The organism is Rhodonellum sp., from assembly GCF_030656585.1.
Classification (GTDB): Bacteria; Bacteroidota; Bacteroidia; order Cytophagales; family Cyclobacteriaceae; genus Rhodonellum; species Rhodonellum psychrophilum.
In genome coordinates this window covers 48,721-74,502 of record NZ_JAUSPP010000026.1, presented here as the reverse complement: position 1 = coordinate 74,502, position 25,782 = coordinate 48,721, and the positions used below count along the sequence as shown (strand labels likewise).

The 25,782-nt window shown below is 41.1% G+C and carries 19 protein-coding genes and 4 tRNA genes; 19 read left to right on the top strand and 4 right to left on the bottom strand.

Going from position 1 to position 25,782, the window contains the following annotated elements:
- Positions 1-34: 34 nt before the first annotated feature.
- Entirely contained in the window at positions 35-3,067 is a 3,033-nt protein-coding gene (locus tag Q7J63_RS05825; RefSeq protein WP_304884653.1) for a SusC/RagA family TonB-linked outer membrane protein, read from the bottom strand.
- 138 nt (positions 3,068-3,205) lie between these two features.
- Between Q7J63_RS05825 and Q7J63_RS05820 the strand changes: the two genes are divergently transcribed.
- Entirely contained in the window at positions 3,206-4,240 is a 1,035-nt protein-coding gene (locus Q7J63_RS05820; RefSeq protein ID WP_304884651.1) for an AraC family transcriptional regulator, read from the top strand.
- Positions 4,241-4,364: 124 nt separating this feature from the next.
- On the opposite strand, the gene frr is transcribed toward Q7J63_RS05820, so the two are convergent.
- The 3 genes from frr to Q7J63_RS05805 all read right to left on the bottom strand — a co-directional run bounded on the left by frr (position 4,365) and on the right by Q7J63_RS05805 (position 6,247).
- Entirely contained in the window at positions 4,365-4,925 is a 561-nt protein-coding gene (frr, locus tag Q7J63_RS05815; protein ID WP_019596848.1) for a ribosome recycling factor, read from the bottom strand.
- Between the two features lie 12 nt (positions 4,926-4,937).
- The gene (gene pyrH, locus Q7J63_RS05810) at positions 4,938-5,648 is read right to left on the bottom strand and encodes a UMP kinase (RefSeq protein WP_019596849.1); all 711 of its coding nucleotides are present in this window, start codon (positions 5,646-5,648) and stop codon (positions 4,938-4,940) included.
- Between the two features lie 104 nt (positions 5,649-5,752).
- On the bottom strand, positions 5,753-6,247 hold the full coding sequence (locus tag Q7J63_RS05805) for an acetyl-CoA carboxylase biotin carboxyl carrier protein subunit (protein WP_304884648.1): 495 nt from the start codon (positions 6,245-6,247) through the stop codon (positions 5,753-5,755).
- 48 nt (positions 6,248-6,295) lie between these two features.
- Here Q7J63_RS05805 and Q7J63_RS05800 point away from each other — a divergent pair, with 48 nt between their 5' ends.
- From Q7J63_RS05800 to fusA, 18 genes are all read left to right on the top strand, one after another.
- Positions 6,296-8,902, top strand: coding sequence for a M1 family metallopeptidase (locus tag Q7J63_RS05800; protein WP_304884646.1), 2,607 nt, complete (start codon positions 6,296-6,298; stop codon positions 8,900-8,902).
- Between the two features lie 152 nt (positions 8,903-9,054).
- Positions 9,055-9,137, top strand: a tRNA-Tyr gene (locus tag Q7J63_RS05795).
- 50 nt (positions 9,138-9,187) lie between these two features.
- Positions 9,188-9,260, top strand: a tRNA-Gly gene (locus Q7J63_RS05790).
- Positions 9,261-9,293: 33 nt separating this feature from the next.
- Positions 9,294-9,365: transfer RNA gene (locus Q7J63_RS05785), tRNA-Thr, on the top strand.
- Positions 9,366-9,425: 60 nt separating this feature from the next.
- Positions 9,426-10,613, top strand: coding sequence for an elongation factor Tu (gene tuf / locus Q7J63_RS05780; protein ID WP_304884644.1), 1,188 nt, complete (start codon positions 9,426-9,428; stop codon positions 10,611-10,613).
- Positions 10,614-10,726: 113 nt separating this feature from the next.
- Positions 10,727-10,797 (top strand) — tRNA-Trp (locus Q7J63_RS05775).
- Between the two features lie 18 nt (positions 10,798-10,815).
- Complete coding sequence (gene secE, locus Q7J63_RS05770) at positions 10,816-11,004, top strand: preprotein translocase subunit SecE (protein WP_019596853.1); 189 nt, start codon at positions 10,816-10,818, stop codon at positions 11,002-11,004.
- Positions 11,005-11,021: 17 nt separating this feature from the next.
- Positions 11,022-11,579 carry a transcription termination/antitermination protein NusG gene (nusG, locus tag Q7J63_RS05765; RefSeq protein WP_019596854.1) on the top strand — a complete coding sequence of 186 codons (558 nt, stop codon included), beginning with the start codon at positions 11,022-11,024 and terminating at the stop codon, positions 11,577-11,579.
- Between the two features lie 3 nt (positions 11,580-11,582).
- Positions 11,583-12,026, top strand: coding sequence for a 50S ribosomal protein L11 (gene rplK / locus Q7J63_RS05760; protein WP_019596855.1), 444 nt, complete (start codon positions 11,583-11,585; stop codon positions 12,024-12,026).
- 10 nt (positions 12,027-12,036) lie between these two features.
- Entirely contained in the window at positions 12,037-12,735 is a 699-nt protein-coding gene (gene rplA, locus Q7J63_RS05755; protein ID WP_019596856.1) for a 50S ribosomal protein L1, read from the top strand.
- A gap of 2 nt (positions 12,736-12,737) precedes the next feature.
- On the top strand, positions 12,738-13,277 hold the full coding sequence (rplJ, locus tag Q7J63_RS05750) for a 50S ribosomal protein L10 (protein ID WP_019596857.1): 540 nt from the start codon (positions 12,738-12,740) through the stop codon (positions 13,275-13,277).
- A gap of 48 nt (positions 13,278-13,325) precedes the next feature.
- The gene (rplL, locus tag Q7J63_RS05745) at positions 13,326-13,703 is read left to right on the top strand and encodes a 50S ribosomal protein L7/L12 (protein ID WP_304884641.1); all 378 of its coding nucleotides are present in this window, start codon (positions 13,326-13,328) and stop codon (positions 13,701-13,703) included.
- A gap of 154 nt (positions 13,704-13,857) precedes the next feature.
- Complete coding sequence (gene rpoB / locus Q7J63_RS05740; protein ID WP_019596859.1) at positions 13,858-17,733, top strand: DNA-directed RNA polymerase subunit beta; 3,876 nt, start codon at positions 13,858-13,860, stop codon at positions 17,731-17,733.
- 48 nt (positions 17,734-17,781) lie between these two features.
- Positions 17,782-22,092: a DNA-directed RNA polymerase subunit beta' gene (gene rpoC, locus Q7J63_RS05735; RefSeq protein WP_019596860.1), complete on the top strand. Its 4,311-nt coding sequence runs from the start codon at positions 17,782-17,784 to the stop codon at positions 22,090-22,092.
- 64 nt (positions 22,093-22,156) lie between these two features.
- Complete coding sequence (locus Q7J63_RS05730) at positions 22,157-22,486, top strand: DUF3467 domain-containing protein (RefSeq protein WP_019596861.1); 330 nt, start codon at positions 22,157-22,159, stop codon at positions 22,484-22,486.
- A 231-nt stretch (positions 22,487-22,717) separates the two neighbouring features.
- Positions 22,718-23,128, top strand: a complete 411-nt coding sequence (rpsL, locus tag Q7J63_RS05725; protein WP_019596862.1) for a 30S ribosomal protein S12 — start codon at positions 22,718-22,720, stop codon at positions 23,126-23,128.
- Positions 23,129-23,152: 24 nt separating this feature from the next.
- A complete protein-coding gene (gene rpsG / locus Q7J63_RS05720; RefSeq protein ID WP_019596863.1) occupies positions 23,153-23,620 on the top strand; it encodes a 30S ribosomal protein S7 in 468 nt (155 codons plus the stop codon).
- A 5-nt stretch (positions 23,621-23,625) separates the two neighbouring features.
- On the top strand, positions 23,626-25,770 hold the full coding sequence (fusA, locus tag Q7J63_RS05715) for an elongation factor G (RefSeq protein WP_304884638.1): 2,145 nt from the start codon (positions 23,626-23,628) through the stop codon (positions 25,768-25,770).
- Positions 25,771-25,782 lie beyond the last annotated feature (12 nt).

Sequence of the window (25,782 nt, the reverse complement as noted above, 5' to 3'; positions counted from 1 at the left end):
AATTTGAGGAAGAAACCAGTTGCATGGATGCCACTTAAAAGCCGACATTGATATTGAATCCATAAGTTCGATAAGGTGGAACCTGTCTGAAACTTACATAGCCATCGGTCGAATTGTAAAGGTATTCGGGGTCTCCATGATCATTGTCCTTATGCCTGATGATAAATAGGTTGGTCCCGATCAAGGAAAGGCTTGCTGTTTTGATGATTTTTTGGCCAGAGAGCAGGGAAGGGGGAAGATTGAAAGTAAGGTTGAGCTCCCTGAGTTTGAAGAAATCGGATTGGACTGCGGTATTGGATTGGACTTTTCCTTCAAAATCCCAAAAGGCTTTGTCACCAGGCGAAAAAACATCTCTGTTTTCCACGAAACGTCCATCTTCCAATTCTATGGAGGAATTTGGATAAATGAAGGGTTGACGGTCATAAGCTACCGTATTTGGATGTGTACCGGCAGTGTATTGTCTTGGAATGATTTCTGAATAAAGCCATCCACCCCAGCGACTGTCAAATTGGGCACCTATGCTGACGGATTTATATTGGTAGAAGGAGCTAAAACCCAATTGGAACGGGGGGACCATACTTCCCAAATGGGTTTCTGCATCTGCAAGAACAGGATAGCCGGTTGATGGGTTGATCACAATTCTTCCCTCGGGATCTCTTTTGTAATCGCTGACCATTAGGCTCGGATAAGCTTGCCCAACATTTGCATAGGATTGTCTGAAGATATTATAGGATGTGCCTTCATAAAGTTCCTTGACTTGGTTTTTGATATGGGAATAATTCAAGCCTAGGTTTAATTTCTGGTCCTTTGTGTGGAGGACATCTGCATTGATGCTCAATTCAATGATGTTATTGGTCAATCTTCCAGCGTTCACAATCGCCGTGCTGTACCCCGTCGCGCGAGAAGTGGTGGCATTGAAAATCTGCCCTTCAGAATCTGAATAGACATAACTCCCTTCAAAATGCAGCCTGTTGTCAAATAGACTCAATTGGGTCCCAATCTCAAATGAAGTCACGAATTCGGGTTGAATGGAAGGATTGGGATAAGCGCTGCCGGGGGAGAAGCCAACCGTATTTCCGAAAGGAAATCCGTTTGATTGGCTATAGGCATTGTTTAAACTGTAGGGTTGGAGGGTGACATTTCCTGTTTTGTTCCAGGAGGCGAAAATCTTACCGAAAGTCAGGACGCGGCTGTCTTTAAGGGCGGGAATGGCATCGTTGAAAACAAAGGAAGTGCTGACTCCTGGATAAAAATAGGATCTATTGGAAGGGGCCAAAACAGAAACCCAGTCTTTTCGGCCCGTCAAGGTCAGGAAAAGGTAATCATTGTACCCAGTGGTGAATTCTCCATAAACCGCAAGGGATCTGTATTCAGTGAGGGAAGATCCAGAACCTGAGGACAATTCACCAATTCGACTTCCGGGATTGAAAAGGTCAGGAAGCAACAAGTTTGAAGCACCGACTGTTACTGTTTTTTGATTGTCTGATCTGAAATTTTGCCCCAAAATCAAGGAGGTTGAAAAACGGCCAATTTGTTTGTTGAAGTTCAGGATAAAATCCCCGTTGAGTCTCTGGAAATTATCATTGATATCCGTAACGCTTCCGACCACATTGCGTCGGCCTGCCGCCTCAAATTTCCCGCTTCTGTTTTGGCTTTCATCAAAGCTGCTGTACATCCCCAGTCGATACAGGGCGCTAAACCATGGCGCAATTTCGTATTCCAGCTCTATTTTGCCATTAAGGGTTTGTTGTTTGTTGGATTGCCTGTTGTTGTCCAATAGGAAAAAGGGGTTTTTGACCTGGTCTGTAAAGTACAGGTGGGGATTGGCGATGCTGTTTGGGTCTTGCCAATCTCTTAAACTTGAATAATCAATATTTGCGGGGGAAGTGTAGGCGGCCAACCATGGGCCATCAGGTGCCATATCTTTTTTGAATCGGATATAGTTGATATTGTAGGAGGTTTTCAACTTCCCGAATTTTTTCGATCCATTGAATCGGGCGCCTGTTCTCTGACTTTCGTCTCCGGGAAGAATCCCTTTGATGGAGACATCCTGTATGGAGACGAAATAAGTCGAGCTTTCATCTCCTCCTGAAAAGGAAAGGTCATTTTGGATATTGACACCAGTTTGGAAGATTCCCAATCGATTGTCCTCGCTTGGAGCAGCGTACAAAAGCTGTGGTTGGGTTCCATCTGGAAGTGCTCTTCCAAAATCCCTCAAACTTCCATCGAACCGAGGTCCCCAAGATTCACTTTGAATAGGATCATAGTTGCCATTCTGACCCTGACCAAATTCTTTTTGTGCCTTCGGCAAAAGAAAAGCTTTTGAAAAAGTCGTGGTGTTGCTAAACTGGATACGTTCGGTTCCTCTGGATCCAGTCTTCGTGGTGATCATCAGTGCGCCATTCACTCCCTCGGAACCATAAAGTGCAGCGGCATTGGCGCCTTTGAGTACCGTTATGCTTTCAATATCATTGGGATTGAGACGGCTAATATCAGGTACCGGAACACCATCTACTACATAAATGGGCGCATTTTCGGACCGATTCAATGAGCGGGTACCTCTGATCACAATTTGGATTTGGGGATCCACCTTGCTGTCGTACATGTTGATCCTAAGCCCCGCTACTTTACTGGCCAATCCAGTTAAGGGATTGATGGTTTTGCCTTGATTCAAGTATTCATTCGAAACCACTTGGGTTCCGCCACCTATTTCTTTTGCGGCCCTTTGGATGCCCAGCGCCCCTGTTACGACTATCTCGGAAAGGATTCTGGTGTCTTCTTTCATGTAAATTTCAAACAAAGCTTCATCCCCTGGCGCAATAATATTTTGGGTAACAAATCCTAGGAACTTGATTTCCAAGGTCTGGCCTGGCTCAGCATACATTCTAAAAAGCCCATTCTTGTCAGAAACCGATGTAATGGGAGTGCCTTTTACTTGAACAGTCGCTCCAGGCAAGGGCAGTCCGGTAGTGTTTTCTTTGATCAACCCATTAATGTGGGTTTTTTGTGCGTAAAGTTTGACTGACAAGCCCAGCAGTAACAGGGCCAATAGGTGTTTTATTTTCATTTGTTAGTTTGTTTTATCAAGACAATTGGATCAGAAACTCGAAAGCTTAATATTATTTAGACTTAATCTAAAAAAGATTAACTTTGTGCAAATATAGAAGCCATTCTATTTTGGGAATGACTATAAAAGGAATAAAAAATGACGGATAAAGGAATATTGTCTTCCGAGGTATTTAAGTCTTTGATTGAGGAAGAGCTTCAAAACCAGCCCGTTAATCGAGAGATAGTTGCTTTCGATGCACATGCCCATAAAAATTCCTTTTCGGAAAAAAGTCTTGATTTTAGTCTAGGTGCGGGCTACGAATATTTTTCTGAGGACATTTATTTTCGTCATGTAAAGTTGGAGAAAGGTGTCCCAAGCAGCGTTACCATCAATTTACCGATGGATTACATCCAAGTTATTTTCTGCTTAATGGGAGGTTTTTGTTACCGCTGTGGAGAGGTAGAAAAAACAGCACTGGATATTCGGGAAGGGCTTTATAATGTCATCCATTTTGCACAAAAAGAATTATCGGTTCAATCCTTTTCTGCCGAAGGTTTTGAGGGGCTTGTCCTCTATTTAAAAAAAGGCTATTTGGAAACCTTCCAACCTTTTGACTCGCCCCTTTGGACATTGTTTTTGGAATCGGTCCATAAAAACGAATCGGCAGTGCTGTCCAATAAACATTTGCATCTGGATAATAAAATCAAATTTTTACTTCGACAGTTGCTCGAGGAGAAACTTTCAGGGTCTTTGAAATTCTTCTTTGTGGAGGCCAAAGTTCGGGAATTCCTAATCTATCATTGGAATCAGTTGGCCCATCACGATCAGGGCCATTCCCATGACACATTGGATTCAGATCAGGTTGAAAAAATGGAAGCTGCAAAAGAAATACTACTCAACAGTCTGAAAGACGGTATTACTTTAAAAGAACTTTCGCATCAGGTGGGGACCAATGAATACCATCTGAAAAGGAATTTCAAGCTCGTTTATGGAAGAACCGTTTTCGGCTTTTTGTTGGATTATAAAATGGAAATGGCAAATTATTTACTGCAGGATCCAACACTCAAAATTTCTGATATTGCCGATAAATTGGGATACAACCATGCCACACATTTTAGTGCTGCATACAAAAAGCATTTTGGGCTTTTGCCGAAGGAAGCAAAAGCCGGCGGAAAATCACCCGGTCATTAGCAAATGAAGCTCATGGAGAATTTTTAGTGCAGCCAATGAAATTGCTAAAAAACATATACTTCTGCGCACAAAAAAGCCCGGCCAATTCAAGCCGGGCGATTACAATTTTTCTATTTTGATTTCATCAGACCTTCATGATCTCAACTTCCTTTTTCACCAACAATTCGTCGAGTTTGGAAGAATATTGTTCGGTTAATTTTTGAACGGAATCCTCCGCTTTTTTCACTTCATCTTCTGAGGCACCCTCTTTTTGAAGTTTTTTCAAAGAATCGTTGGTGTCTTTCCTGACGGTGCGTAAGCTGATTTTGCCGGATTCGCATTCTTGCTTTGCTTGTTTTGCCAGGTTTTTTCTTCTTTCTTCAGTCAGGGGAGGGATTGTCAAGATGATGAGTTCTCCATTGTTTTGAGGAGCAAGACCCAAATCGGAATTCACGATTGATCTTTCAATCTCACTGATCAGGGTTCTTTCCCAAGGCTTAATGGAAAGTGTACGCGCATCAGGTGTAGTGACAGATGCCACTTGCTGTAAGGGGGTCGGTGTTCCATAATAGGAAACCATAATTCCGTCCAAGAGATTTGGCATTGCCTTGCCTGCTCGGATTTTAAGTAGTTCGGCAGCAGTATGATCCACGGCCTTTTGCATGAGTTCTTTCGTTTCCTCCAGTTGCAATTGAATTTCTTCCATTTTGATTCTGGCTTATTTTGAAGTGATTAATGTCCCTATTTCCTCTCCCATTACCAATTTCTCCAAATTTCCGGATTTATTCATGTCAAAAACGATAATTGGAAGGTTGTTTTCTTGGCAAAGGGTAAAAGCAGTCATGTCCATGATGCTGAGATTTTTTTCGTAGGCTTCCTGAAAAGATAATGTGGTATATCTTGTCGCATTTTTGTCCTTCTCAGGATCTGCAGTGTATACACCATCCACACGCGTACCCTTCAAGACCACTTCTGCTTCGATTTCGATTGCCCTCAAGCTTGCGGTGGAATCTGTGGTGAAATACGGATTGCCAATACCTGCGCCAAAAATAACGATTCTACCCTTTTCCAAGTGCCTGATGGCCCTTCTTCGAATAAAAGGCTCGCAAACATTTTCAACTTTAAAACCGGACATGAGTCTGGTGTACATCTTATTTTGTTCCAATGCACTTTGAAGCGCCATTGCATTGATCAATGTCGCCAACATACCCATATAATCTCCTTGGACGCGGTCAATTCCGCCTGTCTCGGCTTGTACCCCTCGGTAGATATTGCCTCCTCCGATTACGATGGCGATTTCAGTTCCCAGGTCTTTCACCTTCTTGATTTCCTGGGCATATTGATTGAGCTTTTTTGGGTCAATACCATAATTCTGGTCCCCCATCAAAGCTTCGCCACTTAACTTTAGCAATATCCTTTTGTACTTCATGATTTATGTAAAATTTGAAAAACGATGCAGTTTGAATGAGTTTGATCCAACTTTAAAATCCGACAAATATAATTTGTTCAGCTTAGAATTCTAAAGCTAAAAGGTTAAAATTGAATTAACACCTGATTTTTTTCCACACTGTCCCCTTTTTTGATTTTCAATACCTTAATGGTGCCATCTCTTGGAGATTTCAGGATATTTTCCATTTTCATCGCTTCAAGGATCAAAATAGGATCATTTTTTTTGACTTCGTCTCCGACTTTGACCTTAATATCAAAAATCAAACCAGGCATTGGGGCTTTGAGGTCTTTGATTTGCAGGTTTTGGGAGCCATTCATTCCAAGTTTCTCCAATAACTGATCAAATTTGTCCTTTAATATGACTTCAGTGACCTTGTTGTTGAGTTTGATTCGGACGGTTTTGGTTTCCGCATTCAGGCTGATCAGCTCCAAATTGAATGATTTTCCCTCATGAAGGACATGAAAATGGTTTTCGCTGATTTGCGCAAAATCCCATTTTAGGATCTCTGAATTGACGATAAACCCTTCTGGGGATTTTTCTACCGTTAATGCTGCTTTGTCGATGGTAACTGAATACATTTCCTTTATTTTGCGCTAAATATACAATTAATCTTTAAAATGCCTTTTATGAGAATTGAATATCCAAAGTTGGGGATTTTACTTTTACTTTCCATGGTACTCTCTTGCCAGGGAAGTAAAAAAATGGTGGATAACGACGCAGTTGATTCTTTGGAAACAATCCAAAGGGAATTCAGGGCTGCTGAAGACTATGAAATTTTCGCACGGAATTTGGAATCCCGCATTTCAGATTACAAAGGTTCCAGGACCAGAGATTTTGATCTTTTGCATACCGCTTTGGACCTTTCTTTCGATTATAAAAACGAATGGGTAAAAGGGGAGGCAGTCCTTACCTTGAAACCCCATTTTTTCTCTCAATACGAATTGGTTTTGGATGCCCAGGATTTTGATATCCATGAATTTTCTTTACATGAAGATAAAGGGGAAACACCTTTGAATTATCGCTATGAGACCCAAAAAATAGTTGCTTTTTTGCCCAAGGTTTATGAAGCTACGGATACTTTGACTGTCAAAATCAAATACACGGCCAAACCGAATGAAAGTCCTGGTGGGGGAAGCGCAGCCATCACGGATACCAAAGGTTTGTATTTTATCAATGCATCGGGGAATGAAAACAAACCCGTACAGATTTGGACGCAAGGGGAGACCGAACACAACTCAAAATGGTTCCCAACCCTGGACACACCCAATGAAAAGGCTACCCAAGAAATCCGATTGACGGTTGACCAAAAATACCGAACAATCAGCAATGGGGTTTTGAAATCAAAAATTCAAAACGGGGACGGAACCCGAACGGATCATTGGGTCATGGATTTGCCACATTCACCTTATCTGGCAGCCGTCGTTATTGGCGAATTTGCTGAAATTGTCGACAAATGGGAGGATATCCAGGTGAATTATTACGTTGAAAAGGAATTTGAAGAAGGAGCAAAAAAAGTATTTCAAAATACGCCAGAAATGATCGCTTTTTTTTCTGAAATACTTGGTGTGAAATACCCGTGGCAAAAATATGATCAGGTGGTGGTCAGGGATTTTGTCTCAGGTGCTATGGAGAACACCACGCTATCAGTCTTCATGGAAGCCTTGAATTTGGACGCAAGAGAAGCGATTGATAGCGAATGGGACGGAATAATCGCTCACGAACTCTTCCATCAATGGTTTGGGAATTATGTAACTACAGAGTCTTGGGCAAATTTGGCCTTAAATGAGGCCTTTGCCAATTATTCAGAGTACCTGTGGTATGAATACAAGGAAGGGAGGGATGATGCAGACTTGCACCATGTCTCCGAGATGGAGGTATACCTGGATGAGTCTACAGAAAAACAAGTGGATTTGATTAGGTTTTACCACGAAGATTCCGAAGAAATGTTTGACAGCCACTCTTATGCAAAAGGCGGCAGGATCCTGCATATGCTGAGAAGACACTTGGGGGACGAAGCATTTTTCAAATCGCTGAATCATTATCTGGTTCAACATGCATTTTCCACCGTGGAGGTGCATGATCTAAGATTGGCATTTGAAAAAGTGACCGGTCAGGATTTGAATTGGTTTTTTAACCAATGGTTTCTAAATGCAGGCCATCCCATCTTGGAATATGTGGTTGATTATTCCCAACCAGAAAATTTGCTCCTGACTATCACCCAAACGCAGGACCTCAAAAAAACGCCACTCTACAAAATACCATTTAAAGTAAGCTGGTATCAAGAGGGAGAAAGGCAGGAGAAAGAATTTGTGCTGGACAAAAAGAAACAACAGTTCGCGATTGAAAATCAAACACCTGTCAAAACATTGTTTTTTGATGAAGCAAAGGAGTTGCTCTCGGAAAAGAAAAGTGCAAGGGGTAAAGTGCATTTCATCACCCAGTTTGGTGTTTCTGAATTGGGAATTGCCAGATATGAAGCGCTGGACAGTTTGGGGAGCAATTATGCAGAAGCTGAGGATTTGGCGAAAATATTTGGAACGGCGCTTCAAGATCCTTTTTGGTCTATCCGGGAAATGGCATTGATGCAAATCGCCAAAAATCCAGAATGGCAAATGGAAATAATCGGATTGGAGGCGAGATTATTGGAAATGGCGGAAAATGACCCGAAAAACACGGTAAAATCTGCCGCAATTGAGGTATTGGCTGCTTTGGATCCCGATAAGTATTCTCCGTCTTTTCTCAGGTGGATGCAGGCACCATCGTATTATGTGGCAGGAGCGGCCTTGTCGGCCTATTTGGAGAATGAAAACAATCTCAATCGAAGAGAGATTTCAGAAAGATTTGACCAGGAAAAAAACGTGAGGATGCTCGTGGCACTTGCAGAATACTACATAGAAGACAGCGTCGACCAAAAAGGGGATTGGTTCCATGAAAAGCTTTCGAATCTATCGGGGCAGTCCCTTTATTACTTCTTGGGCTATTTTGGGGATTACTTTTCCAGCATGCCTTCAGAAGGAACGGCCGATGCGATTGAAAAACTTTACGCAATTGGATCGACGGAGAAAGAAAACTATGTGAGGGTTGCCGCCTTTCAGTCGTTGTTCGGATTTATTGATGAGCCTGGAATTTTGGCGAAAACAATGGAATTGTTTCAGAACGAAAAGGATGAATTGGCCAAGAGATATATGGAATTTTACCTTACACCCTATCTGGATGAAAAATTAAATCCTTGATTTCTATCTGATTAATTGGTCTCAATGAAAAATACTGATAAATTTTATACCAATTCTTTGAATGTTTGAGAAAAGGGTATAATTTTGCCATCCGTTAAGACAGTTAAAAAGGCTTAGTTGCTTTTTTAAACAGGGATTAACGACAATCAGTTGGGGGAATACCAAAGCGGCCAACTGGGACGGACTGTAAATCCGTTGACTTATGTCTTCACAGGTTCGAATCCTGTTTCCCCCACTATTGCATAATGTGGGAAATTTTGACTAGTTTTGCACAGAGTATTAAAAGCGGGAGTAGCTCAGTTGGTAGAGCGGCAGCCTTCCAAGCTGCAGGTCGCGGGTTCGAGCCTCGTCTCCCGCTCAATGCTTTTTCTAGCATTGAGTAATGTTACCAGCCGGCGTAGCTCAGTGGTAGAGTACTTCCTTGGTAAGGAAGGGGTCAGGGGTTCAAATCCCCTCGTTGGCTCAGAAACATTGGATAATTTAACTAATTCATATCTTTAACTAAAACAGAGGATTTTCACGCATGGCAAAAGCAACCTTTGACCGTTCCAAACCGCACGTAAATATCGGCACGATTGGTCACGTAGATCATGGTAAGACAACTTTGACTGCTGCCATTACAACAGTATTGGCCAAAAAGGGTCTTTCTGAATTAAGAGATTTCTCTTCTATCGACAACGCTCCGGAAGAAAAAGAAAGAGGTATCACTATCAACACATCTCACGTTGAATATTCGACTGAAAACAGACACTACGCTCACGTAGATTGTCCTGGTCACGCGGATTATGTGAAGAACATGGTAACTGGTGCTGCTCAAATGGATGGCGCTATCTTGGTAGTGGCCGCGACTGACGGTCCAATGCCACAAACTAGAGAGCATATCCTTCTTGCCCGTCAGGTAGGTGTACCTTCTCTTGTGGTATTTATGAACAAAGTGGATATGGTAGATGATCCTGAACTTCTCGAACTTGTTGAGATGGAGATCAGAGAGCTTCTTTCATTCTATGATTTTGATGGGGATAATATCCCAGTAATTGCAGGTTCTGCACTTGGTGCGCTTAACGGCGAAGCCAAATGGGAAGAGACTGTAATGGAATTGATGAACGCTGTAGATAACTTTATTCCAATCCCAGAAAGATTGATCGATAAAGATTTCTTGATGCCTGTTGAAGATGTATTCTCTATCACTGGTCGTGGTACTGTAGCTACCGGAAGAATCGAAAGAGGTGTAATCAACTCTGGAGAGCCTGTAGACATTATTGGTATGGGTGCTGAAGGTTTGAAATCCACTGTAACAGGTGTTGAAATGTTCCGTAAGATCCTTAACAGAGGAGAAGCTGGAGATAACGTTGGTCTATTGTTGAGAGGTATTGAAAAATCCCAGATCAAAAGAGGAATGATTATCTGTAAGCCAGGTTCTGTAAAGCCACATGCGCATTTCAAAGCTGAAGTTTACGTTCTTTCCAAAGAAGAAGGTGGAAGACATACTCCATTTTTCAACAGATACCGTCCACAGTTCTATTTGAGAACTACGGATGTAACAGGAGAAATCATGCTACCTGAAAATGTAGAAATGGTTATGCCTGGTGATAACGTTACTATTGAAGTGAAGTTGTTGAGTCCAATTGCACTTGAAAAAGGCCTTAGATTTGCAATCCGTGAAGGAGGTAGAACTGTAGGTGCTGGTCAGGTGACTGAGATCTTGGATTAATTCTTCACAATTCTCTATAAAATAAAAATGCGATCTCAATTTATTTTGGGATCGCATTTGTTTCTTTATCCTTTTATGTCTAATTTTGCATTCCTTTTGGATGTGAAAAATTTACGGGCATAGTTCAATGGTAGAATAGCGGTCTCCAAAACCGTTGATGGGAGTTCGAATCTCTCTGCCCGTGCTTCAAAACAGAATAACCATGAATATCAAAAACTTTGTCGTTGAGTCAATTGATGAAATGAAAAATAAGGTCACTTGGCCTCCTTATTCATTTTTACAAAACAGTGCTGTTTTGGTCATCGTCGCTTCATTGGTCTTTGCCCTGGTTATAGGGCTTATCGATTTGGGGTTTGAAAATTTGATGACGTGGTTTTATGATTTATTTTAATTGAATTACAATTACTGATGACTGAACATAAGTGGTACGTACTTAGGGTGGTAGCAGGACAAGAAAAGAAAGCTAAAACTTATTTAGACAATGAAATTCTTCGTCAAAAGCTTGAGGATTATATTCCTGAGGTGCTGATACCTTCCGAAAAAGTTTACGAAATGCGTAATGGCAAGAAAAGAGTGAGGGAAAGAAATTTTTTCCCTGGCTATGTATTGGTCAATGCGGATTTGAGCCATGGTGAGGCCAATCATGTGATTACAAGTATCCCGGGTGTTATCGGTTTCTTAGGGTCAAACAAAGGGGGGGCTTCCAAAACCCCTGAACCATTACGTCAGTCGGAAATCAACAGGATCTTAGGTCGTGTTGAGGAGATTGACGAGTTTACAGAGAAGCTTGATACGCCATTTATAATAGGAGAAACCGTTAAAGTAATGGATGGTCCTTTTAGTGGTTTCGCGGGAACAATAGAAGAGGTGTTCGAAGACAAGAAGAAATTGAATGTTATGGTCAAGATCTTCGGTCGAAACACACCTGTAGAATTAAACTTTATACAAGTAGAAAAACAAGACTAGGAAATGGCTAAGGAAATCACTGGTTATGTGAAATTACAGGTGAAAGGTGGCCAGGCAAATCCATCACCTCCAGTTGGTCCTGCCCTTGGTTCCAAGGGTTTGAACATCATGGAGTTCTGTAAGCAATTCAATGCTAGAACCCAAGAGAAAATGGGACAGGTTGTGCCCGTTTTGATTACTATTTATTCAGACAAGTCTTTTGACTTTGTGGTAAAAACTCCACCAGCTGCAAATATGCTGATTGAGGCTGCAAAAGTAAAAAATGGATCTGCTGAACCGAATAGGAAAAAAGTAGGCTCTGTCACATGGGATCAGGTTAAAGAAATTGCTGAAGTGAAAATGCCTGATCTAAATGCCTTTAAGGTTGAGTCAGCTATGAAAATGATAGCTGGAACAGCAAGAAGCATGGGAATCACAGTATCTGGAAAAGCCCCCTGGGAGGGATAATTAAAAAACTATGGCTAAGTTAACAAAAAAGCAAAAAGAAGCTCTTTCTAAGTACGACGCAAGCCAACAGTACTCCTTGGAGGAAGCTTCTTCTATCGTGAAAGAAATATCTCTAACCAAATTTGATGCCTCCGTGGATATCGATGTCCGATTGGGTGTTGATCCTAGGAAAGCTGACCAAATGGTAAGAGGTGTTGTTGCCTTGCCGCATGGCACAGGTAAAGATGTTAGAGTACTTGTACTCTGCACGCCCGATAAAGTAGAAGAAGCAAAAGAAGCAGGTGCGGACTATGTTGGATTAGACGACTATATAGCAAAAATCGAAAGTGGATGGACTGATATCGATGTGATTATCACCATGCCTAACGTAATGGCTAAAGTCGGTAGACTAGGTAGGGTTTTGGGTCCAAGAGGCTTGATGCCGAACCCGAAATCTGGAACAGTAACTTTGGATGTTGCAAAAGCAGTAAAAGAGGTGAAAGCGGGTAAAATCGACTTTAAAGTAGATAAATTCGGGATCATTCACGCAAGTGTAGGGAAAGTTTCATTCGACCCGGAGAAAATCCAAGAGAATGTTAAAGAACTTATCCAAACGATCTCTAAGTTAAAACCATCTTCTTCTAAAGGTACATATTTCAGAAGTATACATTTGTCAAGCACAATGTCTCCTGGAATAATAGTAGATAAAGGAAGTATTCAAGGAATTTAATCATGACTAGAGAGGAAAAAAGTAAAATAATCGAAGGTCTTACTGAGAAATTCAAAGAAAATCCATATTTCTATATCACGAATGCATCGGGTTTTTCTGTAGCGCAAGTAAACGCTTTCAGAAGGTCCTGCTTTGACAAAGGTGTAGAATATAAGGTTTACAAAAATACACTGATCAAGAAAGCATTAGAAAATCTTGAGACAGATTATACTGAATTTGCAGAAAAAACCTTGAAAGGATTCTCAGGAGTTATGTTCTCGAAAGAGTTGGGTAACCTTCCTGCTAAAGTCCTTCTTGATTTTAGAAAGAAACAAGGTAAGAAAGAAACAAGACCTTTATTCAAAGGTGCTTCGATAGATTCAAGCTTATATATTGGTGAAGAGCAATTAGAATTGCTTTCCAACCTTAAAACTAAGAATGAATTGATCGGAGACGTTATCGGTCTTCTTCAATCTCCTGCCAAAAATGTTATCTCTGCTCTTAAGAGTGGTCAGAATACATTGGCTGGGCTTGTTAAAACCCTTTCCGAAAGAGAACAATAATATTATACAATCAATCAGTTAAAAATCAACAATTTAAAAAATAATACAATGGCAGATCTTAAAGCGTTCGCTGAACAGTTAGTTAACCTAACTGTTAAAGAAGTAAGTGAATTAGCCGCAATCCTTAAGGATGAATATGGTATCGAACCTGCAGCAGCTGCAGCTACTGTTGTAGCTGGTGGTGGAGCAGGAGAAGGTGCCGTTGAAGAAGAAAAAACTTCTTTTGACGTAATTCTTAAAGCTGCTGGTGGTTCTAAACTAGCTGTAGTTAAACTTGTAAAAGAATTAACCGGTCTTGGTTTGAAAGAAGCAAAAGAGCTTGTTGACTCAGCCCCAAAAGCTGTTAAAGAAGGTGTAACCAAAGACGAAGCTGAAGCTTTGAAAGCTGCTCTTATTGAGGCTGGTGCTGAAGTAGAAGTTAAATAATTTGAATAACCTTACCTCATAGGTAAAGGTTATCAGAAATGACCTGACTGAAGAGTCAGGTCTTTTCCTGTTTGTGACCATGCTGAAAATAGCATTATTCCAAGCATAAATATCCCTATTACGTTATTCATTATCACTATAAACTTATACTGACTTGGCTATCCAGAATCAAACCGAAAGGAAAAGTTTCTCATCCATTAAGGTAGTCAAAGACTATCCTGATTTCCTAAATATCCAATTACAATCTTTCAAGGATTTCTTTCAATTGGATACTCCCGCAGAAAAAAGAAGACAGGATGGTCTTTTCAAGGTGTTTTCCGAGAATTTCCCAATAAGCGATTCCAGGGAAAATTTCACACTTGAATTTATTGATTATAATGTGGATCCTCCAAAGTACAGCGTCGGGGAATGTATCGATAGGGGATTAACCTATTCTGTACCCCTGAAAGCCAAACTACGTTTACTTTGTTCTGACGAAGACAACGAGGATTTTGAAACTATTGAGCAAGAGGTATTTCTTGGAAATCTACCTTACATGACCGAAAAAGGATCGTTTGTGATCAATGGGGCTGAACGAGTCATCGTTTCCCAACTTCACAGGTCTCCAGGTGTGTTCTTTGCCCAAAGTAAACATACCAACGGAACCAAACTATATTCAGCCAGAATTATCCCGTTCAAGGGAAGTTGGATAGAATTTGCTACCGACATCAACAATGTGATGTATGCTTACATTGACCGTAAGAAAAAATTCCCTGTAACTACTTTGTTGAGGGCAATTGGTTATGGTTCTGATAAGGACATCCTTGATTTATTCGGTCTTTCAGAGGAAATTTCCTCAACTAAAGCCAATCTTAAAAAAGTCACCGGAAGAAAACTCGCCGCGCGTGTTTTGAGAACATGGGTAGAGGATTTTGTAGATGAGGATACTGGTGAAGTAGTTTCTATCGATAGAAACGAAGTATTGCTGGAAAGAGATTCCATACTTTCAGACGAAGATATCGAAATGATCTTGGAATCTGGTGCGAAATCCATCATTCTCCATAGAGAAGATGTAAACGTTGCAGATTTTTCCATCATTTACAATACGTTGCAAAAGGACAATTCCAACTCTGAAAAAGAAGCGGTTGAAGTTATCTATAGGCAACTTAGAAATACGGAAGCTCCCGATGAAGCAACTGCAAGAGAGGTAATCCACGGACTTTTCTTTTCAGACAAGCGGTATGATTTGGGTGAAGTTGGTAGGTATAGAATCAACAAAAAATTAGGGTTAAGTATTGATTCTGAAAAGATCGTTCTTACTACTGAAGATATTATCAGCATTGTAAAATATTTGATCGGACTGATCAATTCTAAAGCAGTTGTGGATGATATAGATCACTTGAGTAATAGAAGGGTAAGAACTGTAGGCGAGCAATTGTACAGTCAATTTGGTGTTGGACTTTCTAGAATGGCGAGAACCATCCGTGAAAGGATGAACGTTCGTGACAACGAAGATTTCAAACCAGTTGATTTGATTAATGCAAGAACGCTTTCTTCTGTTATCAATTCATTTTTTGGAACGAATCAGCTTTCCCAATTCATGGATCAAACCAATCCATTGGCTGAGTTGACACACAAAAGAAGATTGTCAGCTTTGGGTCCAGGTGGACTTTCCAGAGAGAGAGCAGGATTCGAAGTTCGAGATGTGCATTACACGCATTACGGCCGTCTTTGTACCATTGAAACCCCAGAGGGTCCAAACATTGGTTTGATTTCCTCGCTTTGCGTTCACGCCAAAGTGAATTCAATGGGCTTCTTAGAAACACCTTACCGTAAGGTGAAGGAAGGTAAAGTGAGTATGGATGTCAATGATATCGTATTCCTTACCGCTGAGGAAGAAGATGACAACAACATTGCGCAGGCAAATGCACCTTTGGATGTGAAGGGATACTTCATAAACGAGAAAGTAAAGGCGAGATTTGAAGGAGATTTTCCGGTACTGGATCCAAAAGAAATCACCTTTATGGATGTTGCACCGAATCAGATTGTTTCTGTTGCTGCTTCACTTATTCCTTTCTTGGAACATGATGATGCGAATAGAGCTTTGATGGGATCTAACATGCAACGCCAGGCTGTTCCATTATTGAAAGCAGAAGCGCCAATCGTGGGTACAGGTCTGGAAGCAAGAGCTGCGATCGATTCAAGATCTTTGATCATTGCGGAGATGGATGGTGTGATAGATTATGTAGATGCCAAAAAAATCATCGTTAAATATAAACTTACCGAAGATGACATTTTAGTCAATTTCAGTGACGAATATAAAACATATGACCTGATCAAATTCAGGAGAACCAATCAGGACACAACCATAAACCTTACCCCCTTGGTTTTGAAGGGAGAAAAGATTTCTAAAGGTCAGGTTTTGGTTGAGGGATATTCCACCAACAAAGGTGAGCTAGCTCTTGGTAAAAACCTAAGGGTTGCTTATATGCCTTGGCAAGGTTACAACTTTGAAGATGCGATCGTTATTTCTGAAAGAGTCGTACGTGAGGACGTATTTACGTCCATCCACATTGAAGAATTCCAGCTTGAAGTTAGAGATACAAAGAGAGGGGAAGAAGAATTGACTTCTGAGATTCCTAACGTCTCTGAGGAAGCTGTTAAAAACCTGGATGAAAACGGGATTATCAGAATTGGTGCAGAACTGAAGGAAGGAGATATCATTATTGGTAAGATTACGCCAAAGGGTGAAACAGATCCAACTCCTGAAGAAAAATTGCTTAGGGCGATATTTGGAGATAAGGCTGGAGATGTAAAAGATGCATCTTTGAAAGCCTCGCCTTCATTGAATGGAGTTGTGATTGAAACCAAACTTTTCTCAAGACCGAAAAAAGACAAGGATTTGAGAATCAAATCCAAAGCTGAGGTTGAAAAATTGAAGTCAAAATATGCCAAAGATCTTTTGGGTGTTAGGGCTCAAATGATCAACAAATTGGTGACTTTATTGGATGGTAAAACTTCCCTTGGAGTGAGGCATAAGTTTGGTGACGAAATCATTAGTAAAGGGGTTAAATTCAGCTTCAAAAACATCGATCACAACTTGTTCCCTGCCAAAAACCCATATAGGGACGAAAGCAATTACAATGTACAGGAAGAAGCGAATTTGATTTCTGATATCATTTTGGATGATTGGACAGAAGATGCCCATACAAACAGTTTGATCCAGAAATTGGTCAAAAACTATACAAACACCAGAAACGAGATCTCAGGTATATTCAAAAGAGATAAGTTTACGCTTGAGGTAGGAGATGAATTGCCTGCTGGTATCGTTCAACTTGCCAAGGTTTATGTTGCCAAAAAACGTAAGTTGAAAGTTGGAGATAAAATGGCTGGGCGTCACGGTAATAAAGGTATTGTTGCCAAAATCGTGAGAGAAGAGGACATGCCATTCTTAGAAGACGGTACGCCAATGGACATTGTATTGAATCCACTTGGTGTTCCTTCAAGGATGAATATCGGACAGATTTTCGAAACTGTATTGGCATGGGCCGGTAAAGAATTGGGAAGAAAGTATTCTACACCAATTTTTGATGGTGCGACCATGGAAGAAGTCGCTGCGGAATTAGCCGAAGCGAAATTGCCTCCATATGGTAGAACATACCTTTATGATGGTCTTTCGGGTAAGAAGTTTGATCAACCGGTTACGATAGGGATCACTTACATGCTTAAACTTGGGCACCTTGTAGATGACAAGATGCACGCAAGGTCTATCGGACCATACTCCTTGATTACACAACAGCCATTGGGTGGTAAAGCCCAGTTTGGTGGTCAGCGTTTTGGGGAAATGGAAGTATGGGCATTGGAGGCATTTGGTGCTTCTCATGTGTTGCAAGAAATACTTACCGTGAAGTCTGATGATGTAGTGGGTAGAGCCAAGGCATATGAAGCAATTGTAAAAGGGGAAAACCTTCCGAAACCAAATATTCCGGAATCCTTTAATGTATTGGTTCATGAACTAAGAGGCTTGGCACTCGAAATTACATTAGACTAATTCAAAAAAAATGGGCCTATAAAGCCCTTCACATATTCATAAAGAATTATGGCGTTCAGAAAAAACAAAAAACTAAACAACGACTTTTCCAGAGTCACCATTAGTTTAGCTTCTCCGGAATCAATCCTGGATAGCTCTCATGGAGAAGTGACGCAGCCTGAAACTATCAATTACAGAACTTACAAGCCTGAAATGGGTGGATTGTTTTGTGAGCGAATTTTCGGTCCCGTGAAAGACTGGGAATGTCATTGTGGAAAATATAAGCGCATAAGATATAAAGGGATTATTTGTGACCGTTGTGGCGTTGAGGTTACCGAAAAGAAAGTGCGTAGAGAAAGAATGGGCCACATTGAATTGGTCGTTCCTGTTGCGCATATCTGGTACTTCAAATCCCTTCCCAACAAAATAGGTTACCTATTGGGCTTGCCTACCAAAAAACTTGATCAAATTGTTTACTATGAAAGGTATGCAGTGGTTCAAGCAGGTATCAAAGGTGAAGATGGCATTCAGTATCTTGATTTTTTGACTGAAGATGAGTATTTGGACATTATGGATAAACTCCCTAAGGAAAACCAAATGCTTGATGATGCCGATCCAAATAAATTCATCGCCAAAATGGGCGCGGAAGTCATTGAGATGTTGTTGTCCAGGTTGGATCTTGATGATCTTTCCTATAGCCTAAGACATCAGGCGGCTACCGATACTTCTCAACAAAGAAAAGCGGAAGCTTTGAAAAGGTTGAAAGTTGTAGAAGCTTTTAGAGATGCAAGAACCAGGATCGAAAACCGTCCCGAGTGGATGGTGGTTCGTATGGTTCCTGTGATTCCACCGGAGTTGAGACCTTTGGTTCCTTTGGATGGTGGTAGATTTGCCACTTCAGATTTGAATGATCTGTACAGAAGGGTGATCATCAGAAACAACCGTCTGAAAAGATTGATTGATATCAAGGCGCCTGAGGTGATCTTGAGAAACGAAAAAAGGATGCTACAGGAAGCAGTGGATTCACTTTTCGACAATTCAAGAAAAGTAAACGCTGTAAGATCTGATGGCAATCGAGCCTTGAAGTCACTTTCAGATATGTTGAAAGGTAAACAAGGTCGTTTCCGTCAAAACCTTTTGGGAAAAAGGGTTGATTATTCTGGACGTTCAGTGATTGTTGTAGGACCGGAATTAAAGCTTCACGAGTGCGGTTTGCCCAAGAATATGGCAGCGGAACTTTTCAAGCCTTTTATTATCAGAAAATTGATAGAAAGAGGAATTGTGAAAACCGTAAAATCTGCAAAGAAAATCGTTGATCGTAAGGATCCGGTTGTTTGGGATATCCTCGAAAATGTATTGAAAGGTCATCCGATTCTTTTGAATCGTGCTCCTACCCTACACAGATTGGGTATTCAAGCATTCCAACCGAAGTTGATTGAAGGAAAAGCCATACAATTGCATCCTTTGGTATGTACCGCATTCAATGCCGATTTCGATGGTGACCAGATGGCTGTTCACGTTCCTTTGGGACATGAAGCGATCTTGGAAGCCTCTACTTTAATGCTTTCTTCCCACAATATTCTGAATCCTGCCAATGGAGCACCGATTACGGTACCTTCGCAGGATATGGTTCTCGGATTGTATTACGTTACAAAAGGTAAGCGATCCACGCCAGATGAAATTGTTTTGGGAGAAGGAATGACTTTCTACGGACAGGAAGAAGTTATTATTGCCTTGAATGAAGGACAAGTTTCTCTTCACGCCTTTATCAAGTGTAAGGTAATGGTAAGAGAAGACAACGGAGACAGAGTTGAAAAAATCATTGAAACCGTTGCCGGTAGATTGATTTTCAACCAATTTGTTCCTGAAGAAGTAGGTTATGTAAACGAACTTTTGACCAAGAAGAAGTTACAGCAAATTATTTCGGAGATCGTAAAGATTTGCGGTATCGCAAAAACTGTACATTTCTTGGATGATATCAAGCATCTTGGATTTCAAATGGCATATGAAGGCGGTCTATCCATGGGATTGAACGATGTTATTATTCCGGAAGAAAAGGATGTTTTGATCGATAAGGCAAAGGGTGATGTGGACCAAGTTTGGAACAACTACCTCATGGGTCTGATCACAGACAATGAAAGATACAATCAAGTAATTGATATTTGGACAAGAACCAATTCCAACCTTACCAACATTCTGATGAAACAGATGGAGGAGGATAACCAAGGGTTCAATGCCATTTATATGATGATGCACTCCGGCGCAAGGGGTTCGAGAGAACAAATTCGTCAGTTGGGCGGAATGAGAGGGCTGATGGCCAAACCACAGAAAAACCTTCAAGGTTCGGTTGGTGAAATCATCGAAAACCCGATTCTCTCCAACTTTAAGGAAGGTCTTGATGTATTGGAATACTTTATTTCTACTCACGGTGCCCGTAAGGGTCTTGCTGATACAGCCCTTAAAACTGCCGATGCTGGTTACTTGACCAGAAGATTGGTGGATGTGGCGCAGGACATGATTATCTCAGAAGATGATTGTGGTACATTAAGAGGACTGATTGTACAGCCATTGAAAGACAATGACGAGATCGTAGAGCCGCTATCCGAAAGAATAGTAGGTAGGGTTTCTGTTCATGATGTCTATGACCCTGTGTCGGAAGAGCTTCTTATTACCGCCGGAATAGAGATTTCCGATGAGGTTGCCAAGAAAGTAGATGAATCTACGATCGAGGAGGTTGAGATTAGGTCTGTATTGACCTGCGAAACCAGAAGAGGAGTTTGTGCAAAATGTTACGGACGTAATCTTGCCACGGGTAGGATGGTTCAGAATGGGGAATCTGTCGGTGTTATCGCTGCACAGTCCATTGGTGAGCCAGGTACTCAGTTGACATTAAGAACTTTCCACGTTGGGGGTACTGCATCCAATATTTCAGTAGAAGCAAGTATCAATGCCAAATTTGAAGGTGTGATTGAATTCGAAGAGGAATTGAGATGGATCCAAACGACCAGCAAAGATGGCAGCGATGTTGCCATTGTCATGGGAAGATCGGGTGAGATCAAAATCAACGATGCCAAAACAGGTAAGACATTGGTTTCCAATCACGTCCCCTATGGTGCACTCTTGAATGTAAAAGATGGTCAAAAAATAGCCAAGGGAGATTCATTGTGTACTTGGGATCCATATAATGCCGTCATTCTTTCAGAATACGATGGTAAAGTGGAGTTTGATTCAATCATCCAAGGTATCACTTTCAAGGAAGTTGCCGATGATCAAACGGGTTATCGTGAAAAGGTAATCATTGACACAAAAGATAAAACCAAGAACCCTGCCGTGGTGATCAATTATGGTGAGGATCTTAAAGCATACAATATTCCGGTAGGAGCTCACCTTGCTGTTGAAGAAGGAGAGACTGTGAAATCCGGTCAAATCCTTGTGAAAATACCAAGATCTGTTGGTAAGACAAGAGATATTACCGGAGGTCTTCCAAGAGTTACGGAATTGTTCGAAGCCAGAAACCCATCCAATCCGGCTGTGGTTTCAGAAATCGACGGTGTAGTGACTTATGGCGGTATCAAAAGGGGTAACAGGGAAATCTTTATTGAATCTAAGGATGGTGTAAAAAAGAGATACATGGTATCACTTTCCAAGCATATTCTTGTTCAGGAAAACGATTTTATCAGAGCGGGTGAACCACTTTCGGATGGTGCCATCACGCCAAACGATATCCTTTCCATCAAAGGCCCAACGGCTGTTCAGGAATATCTTGTGAATGAAATCCAAGAAGTTTACCGTCTTCAAGGTGTGAAAATCAATGATAAACACATTGAGGTGATTGTAAGCCAAATGATGCAAAAAGTTGAAATACTTGATGCAGGTGACACAGGATTCCTTCAAGGTCAGATTGTTGATAAGTGGGCCTTTAGACAGGAGAATGATAGCATTTTGGATAAAAAGGTGGTTATGGAAGTAGGAGATTCTTCTACCTTGAAGCCAGGAATGATCCTTTCTTCCAGAAGATTAAGGGACGAAAACTCCAGCCTGAAGCGAAAAGATCTGAAACTTGTGCAAGTAAGAGATGCAGAAACGGCAGTTTCCAAGCCTACATTGCAAGGGATCACAGCAGCATCATTGGGTACCGAAAGCTTTATATCAGCGGCTTCCTTCCAGGAAACAACCAAAGTATTAAGTGAAGCGGCGATCCGTGGGAAACGTGACGAATTGTTGGGATTGAAAGAAAACGTGATCGTTGGTCACCTTATCCCTGCAGGAACGGGTCAGCGTCCATTCCAGAAAATAATAGTGGGCTCTTTGGAGGAGTATGAAAGATTATCCAGTGAGAAGGAGAGATCTATCAAAAAATCGAAAGAGGCAGTAAAGTAATAAACAATTGATTTTACCTTAAAAAGGCCTGTATCATTACAGGCCTTTTTTTAATCAAATAATCATGGAAGACGATAAAACACCAAAATCCATCCCGGATCAACAGATTAATATCGAGTTGTCAGAAGAAATTGCGGAAGGAATTTATTCTAATCTGGCCATGATTGCCCATTCCAACTCTGAGTTTGTAGTTGATTTTATCAGACTGATGCCTGGAGTTCCGAAGGCAAAAGTGAAATCACGGATAATCATGACTCCTGATCATGCCAAAAGATTGTTGGCTGCTTTGAAAGACAATATCGAAAAGTACGAAAATGCTTTTGGGAAGATCAACAATGGAGGAGGGGTGCCTCAGTTTCCAGTTAATTTTGGAGGAAGACCAGGCGAAGCATAATTGGAAGAACCTATTGAGGAATGTTGAGATTACAAAATGTCAACATTTTGATGAATCGGTTTTTTTAATGTAATAATGAGTAGGGATTGGGGAGAGGACTAATCAAAAGTCAGTGAAGACTTAATTTAAAATATAACATCTTAATTTTGTTTGTTTTACCGATTTGTTTACCTTTGCAGTCCAAAATTCACAAGTTTAAAGAAGTAAGGAAAAACTAAATTTTAACAGTTAATGCCTACTATACAACAGTTAGTACGAAAAGGTAGAAAAACCCTTGAGACCAAATCCAAGTCTAGAGCTTTGGATGCGTGCCCTCAGCGTAGGGGAGTGTGTACCAGAGTGTACACTACCACGCCCAAGAAACCAAACTCAGCGATGAGAAAAGTGGCCAGGGTAAGATTGACAAATGGAAAAGAAGTGAATGCTTACATTCCAGGAGAAGGACATAATTTGCAGGAACACTCTATTGTTTTGATTAGAGGTGGCCGTGTGAAAGATCTTCCGGGTGTGCGTTATCACATCATCAGAGGTGCACTTGATACTGCAGGAGTTAAAGACCGTAAACAAGGTCGTTCCAAGTATGGTGCTAAAAGACCGAAGGCTGGCAAAGGTGGCGCAGCAGCTCCGGCAAAGAAAAAATAATTTAAATATTACACATTCAAAGAAATGAGAAAAGCGAAACCAAAAAAGAGATATATTCTTCCTGATCCGAAGTTTAATGATACTTTGGTAACAAAGTTTGTGAACTGTCTGATGGTCGATGGGAAGAAGAGTATTGCTTATAGGATTTTCTACGATGCAGTTGCAAAAGTAGAAACCAAGGTAGGTGAGAACGGTCTTGAGGTTTGGAAGAAGGCGCTTAACAATATTACTCCATCTGTAGAGGTGAAGAGTCGTAGAGTTGGTGGTGCTACATTCCAGGTGCCAATGGAAGTTAGACCTGAAAGAAAAGTATCCCTTGGAATCAAGTGGATGATTACTTACGCCAGAAGAAGGGGTGAGAAGACAATGATGGACAGACTAGCTGGTGAAATCATCGCCGCAGCGAAAGGCGAAGGTGCCGGAGTGAAGAAGAAAGATGATACGCACAGAATGGCAGAAGCCAACAAAGCATTCTCACACTTTAGATTTTAATTATAATGGCTAAAGATTTAAAGTTCCTAAGAAATATTGGTATCATGGCTCACATTGATGCCGGAAAGACCACCACTTCAGAACGTATTCTTTATTATACAGGTATATCCCACAAAATAGGAGAGGTCCATGATGGAGCCGCTACTATGGATTGGATGGAACAAGAGCAGGAAAGAGGGATTACCATCACTTCTGCTGCCACAACCACCAAATGGAAATATCCAACAGATCAAGGAGTTGCGCTTCCTACCAGTAAAGAATATCAGATCAATTTGATCGATACTCCAGGTCACGTTGACTTTACTGTTGAAGTTGAACGTTCTCTGAGAGTACTTGATGGAGCTGTTGCATTGTTTTGCGCAGTATCCGGAGTGGAACCACAATCCGAAACGGTCTGGAGACAAGCCGACAAATATGGTGTTCCAAGAATCTGTTTTGTCAACAAAATGGACAGAGCAGGTGCTGATTTCTTTAAAGCGATATTGGAAATCAAAGAAAAATTAGGTGCGAAACCCGTTCCTCTTCAAATCCCAATCGGAGCCGAAGATACTTTTAAGGGTGTAGTTGACTTAATTACCAACCAAGCAATTGTTTGGAACGAAGAAGATCAGGGGATGACTTATAAAGTTATTGAAATTCCTGAGGACCTTCAAGAAGTTGTTGCCGAATACAGACAAAACCTGATTGAGCAAGTAGCAGCATATGATGACGCCTTGATGGAGAAATTCTTCGAAGACGAAAACTCAATCACCAAAGAAGAAATGATGGCTGCTATTAGAAAAGCGGTAATCAACATGGATTTTTCTCCGGTACTTTGTGGGTCCGCCTTCAAAAACAAAGGTGTACAAGCTTTGCTAGATGCAGTTATCGCTTACTTGCCTTCTCCAATGGATCTTCCTCCAGTAAAAGGATTGGATCCGGATACAGAAGAAGAGATCATCAGAAATCCAGACAGCAAAGAGCCATTCGCAGCATTGGCCTTTAAAATTGCAACAGATCCATTCGTGGGTAGACTTGCATTTATGCGTGTATATTCAGGAACATTGGACTCTGGTTCTTATGTATTCAACACAAGGACAAGTAAAAAAGAAAGAATTTCCCGTCTGATGCAGATGCACTCCAACAAGCAAAACCCAATCGATAGGGTTGAAGCTGGTGACATTTGTGCCGGTGTAGGATTTAAGGATATCAAAACAGGGGATACCCTTTGTGATGAGAAAAACAAAATCGTCCTTGAGACCATGACTTTCCCAGAACCGGTTATCGGATATGCAATTGAGCCAAAAACTCAAGCGGATGTTGATAAATTGGGAATGGCGATTGCCAAATTGGTGGAAGAGGATCCAACCCTTCACGTCCATACAGATCAAGAGACTGGTCAAACTATCCTTAGGGGTATGGGTGAACTTCACCTCGAGATCATCATCGATAGGATGAGAAGAGAGTTTAAGGTTGAGATCAATCAAGGTGCTCCCCAAGTTGCTTATAAAGAAGCTTTGTTTGCTAAAGTTGAACACAAAGAAGTGTTTAAAAAACAAACAGGTGGTAAAGGTAAGTTTGCCGACATCGTTTTTGAACTTGGTCCAAAAGATCCAGATCCAGAAACAGGTGAAATCAAAGGCGGATTGGATTTCGTGAATGGAATCGTTGGTGGTGTTATTCCAAAGGAATTTATCCCGGCTATCCAAAAAGGTTTCCAAGAGTCTATGAAAAATGGTCCTCTTGCAGGATACCCGATCGAATCCATGAAAGTGAGATTGTTCCACGGATCATTCCACGACGTCGATTCCGATGCACTTGCATTTGAATTGGCTGCAAGAATTGGTTTCAAGGAAGCAGCAAGGAAATGTAAGCCACAACTTTTGGAGCCAATCATGGCTGTTGAGGTAGTGACTCCAGACGAATTCACCGGTCCAGTTACAGGTGATTTGAATAGAAGAAGGGGATTGATGAAAGGTATGGATACAAAAGGAAATGCTACCGTGGTGAAAGCCAGTGTGCCACTTTCCGAATTGTTTGGATACGTGACGGACTTGAGGACTATTACTTCAGGAAGAGCCGCAGCCTCCCTTACCTTCTCACATTATGAGCCTATTCCTAATAATATTGCCGAAGGTGTAATAGCCAAGGTTAAAGGAGAGAAATCTTAAATTTACGCCAAG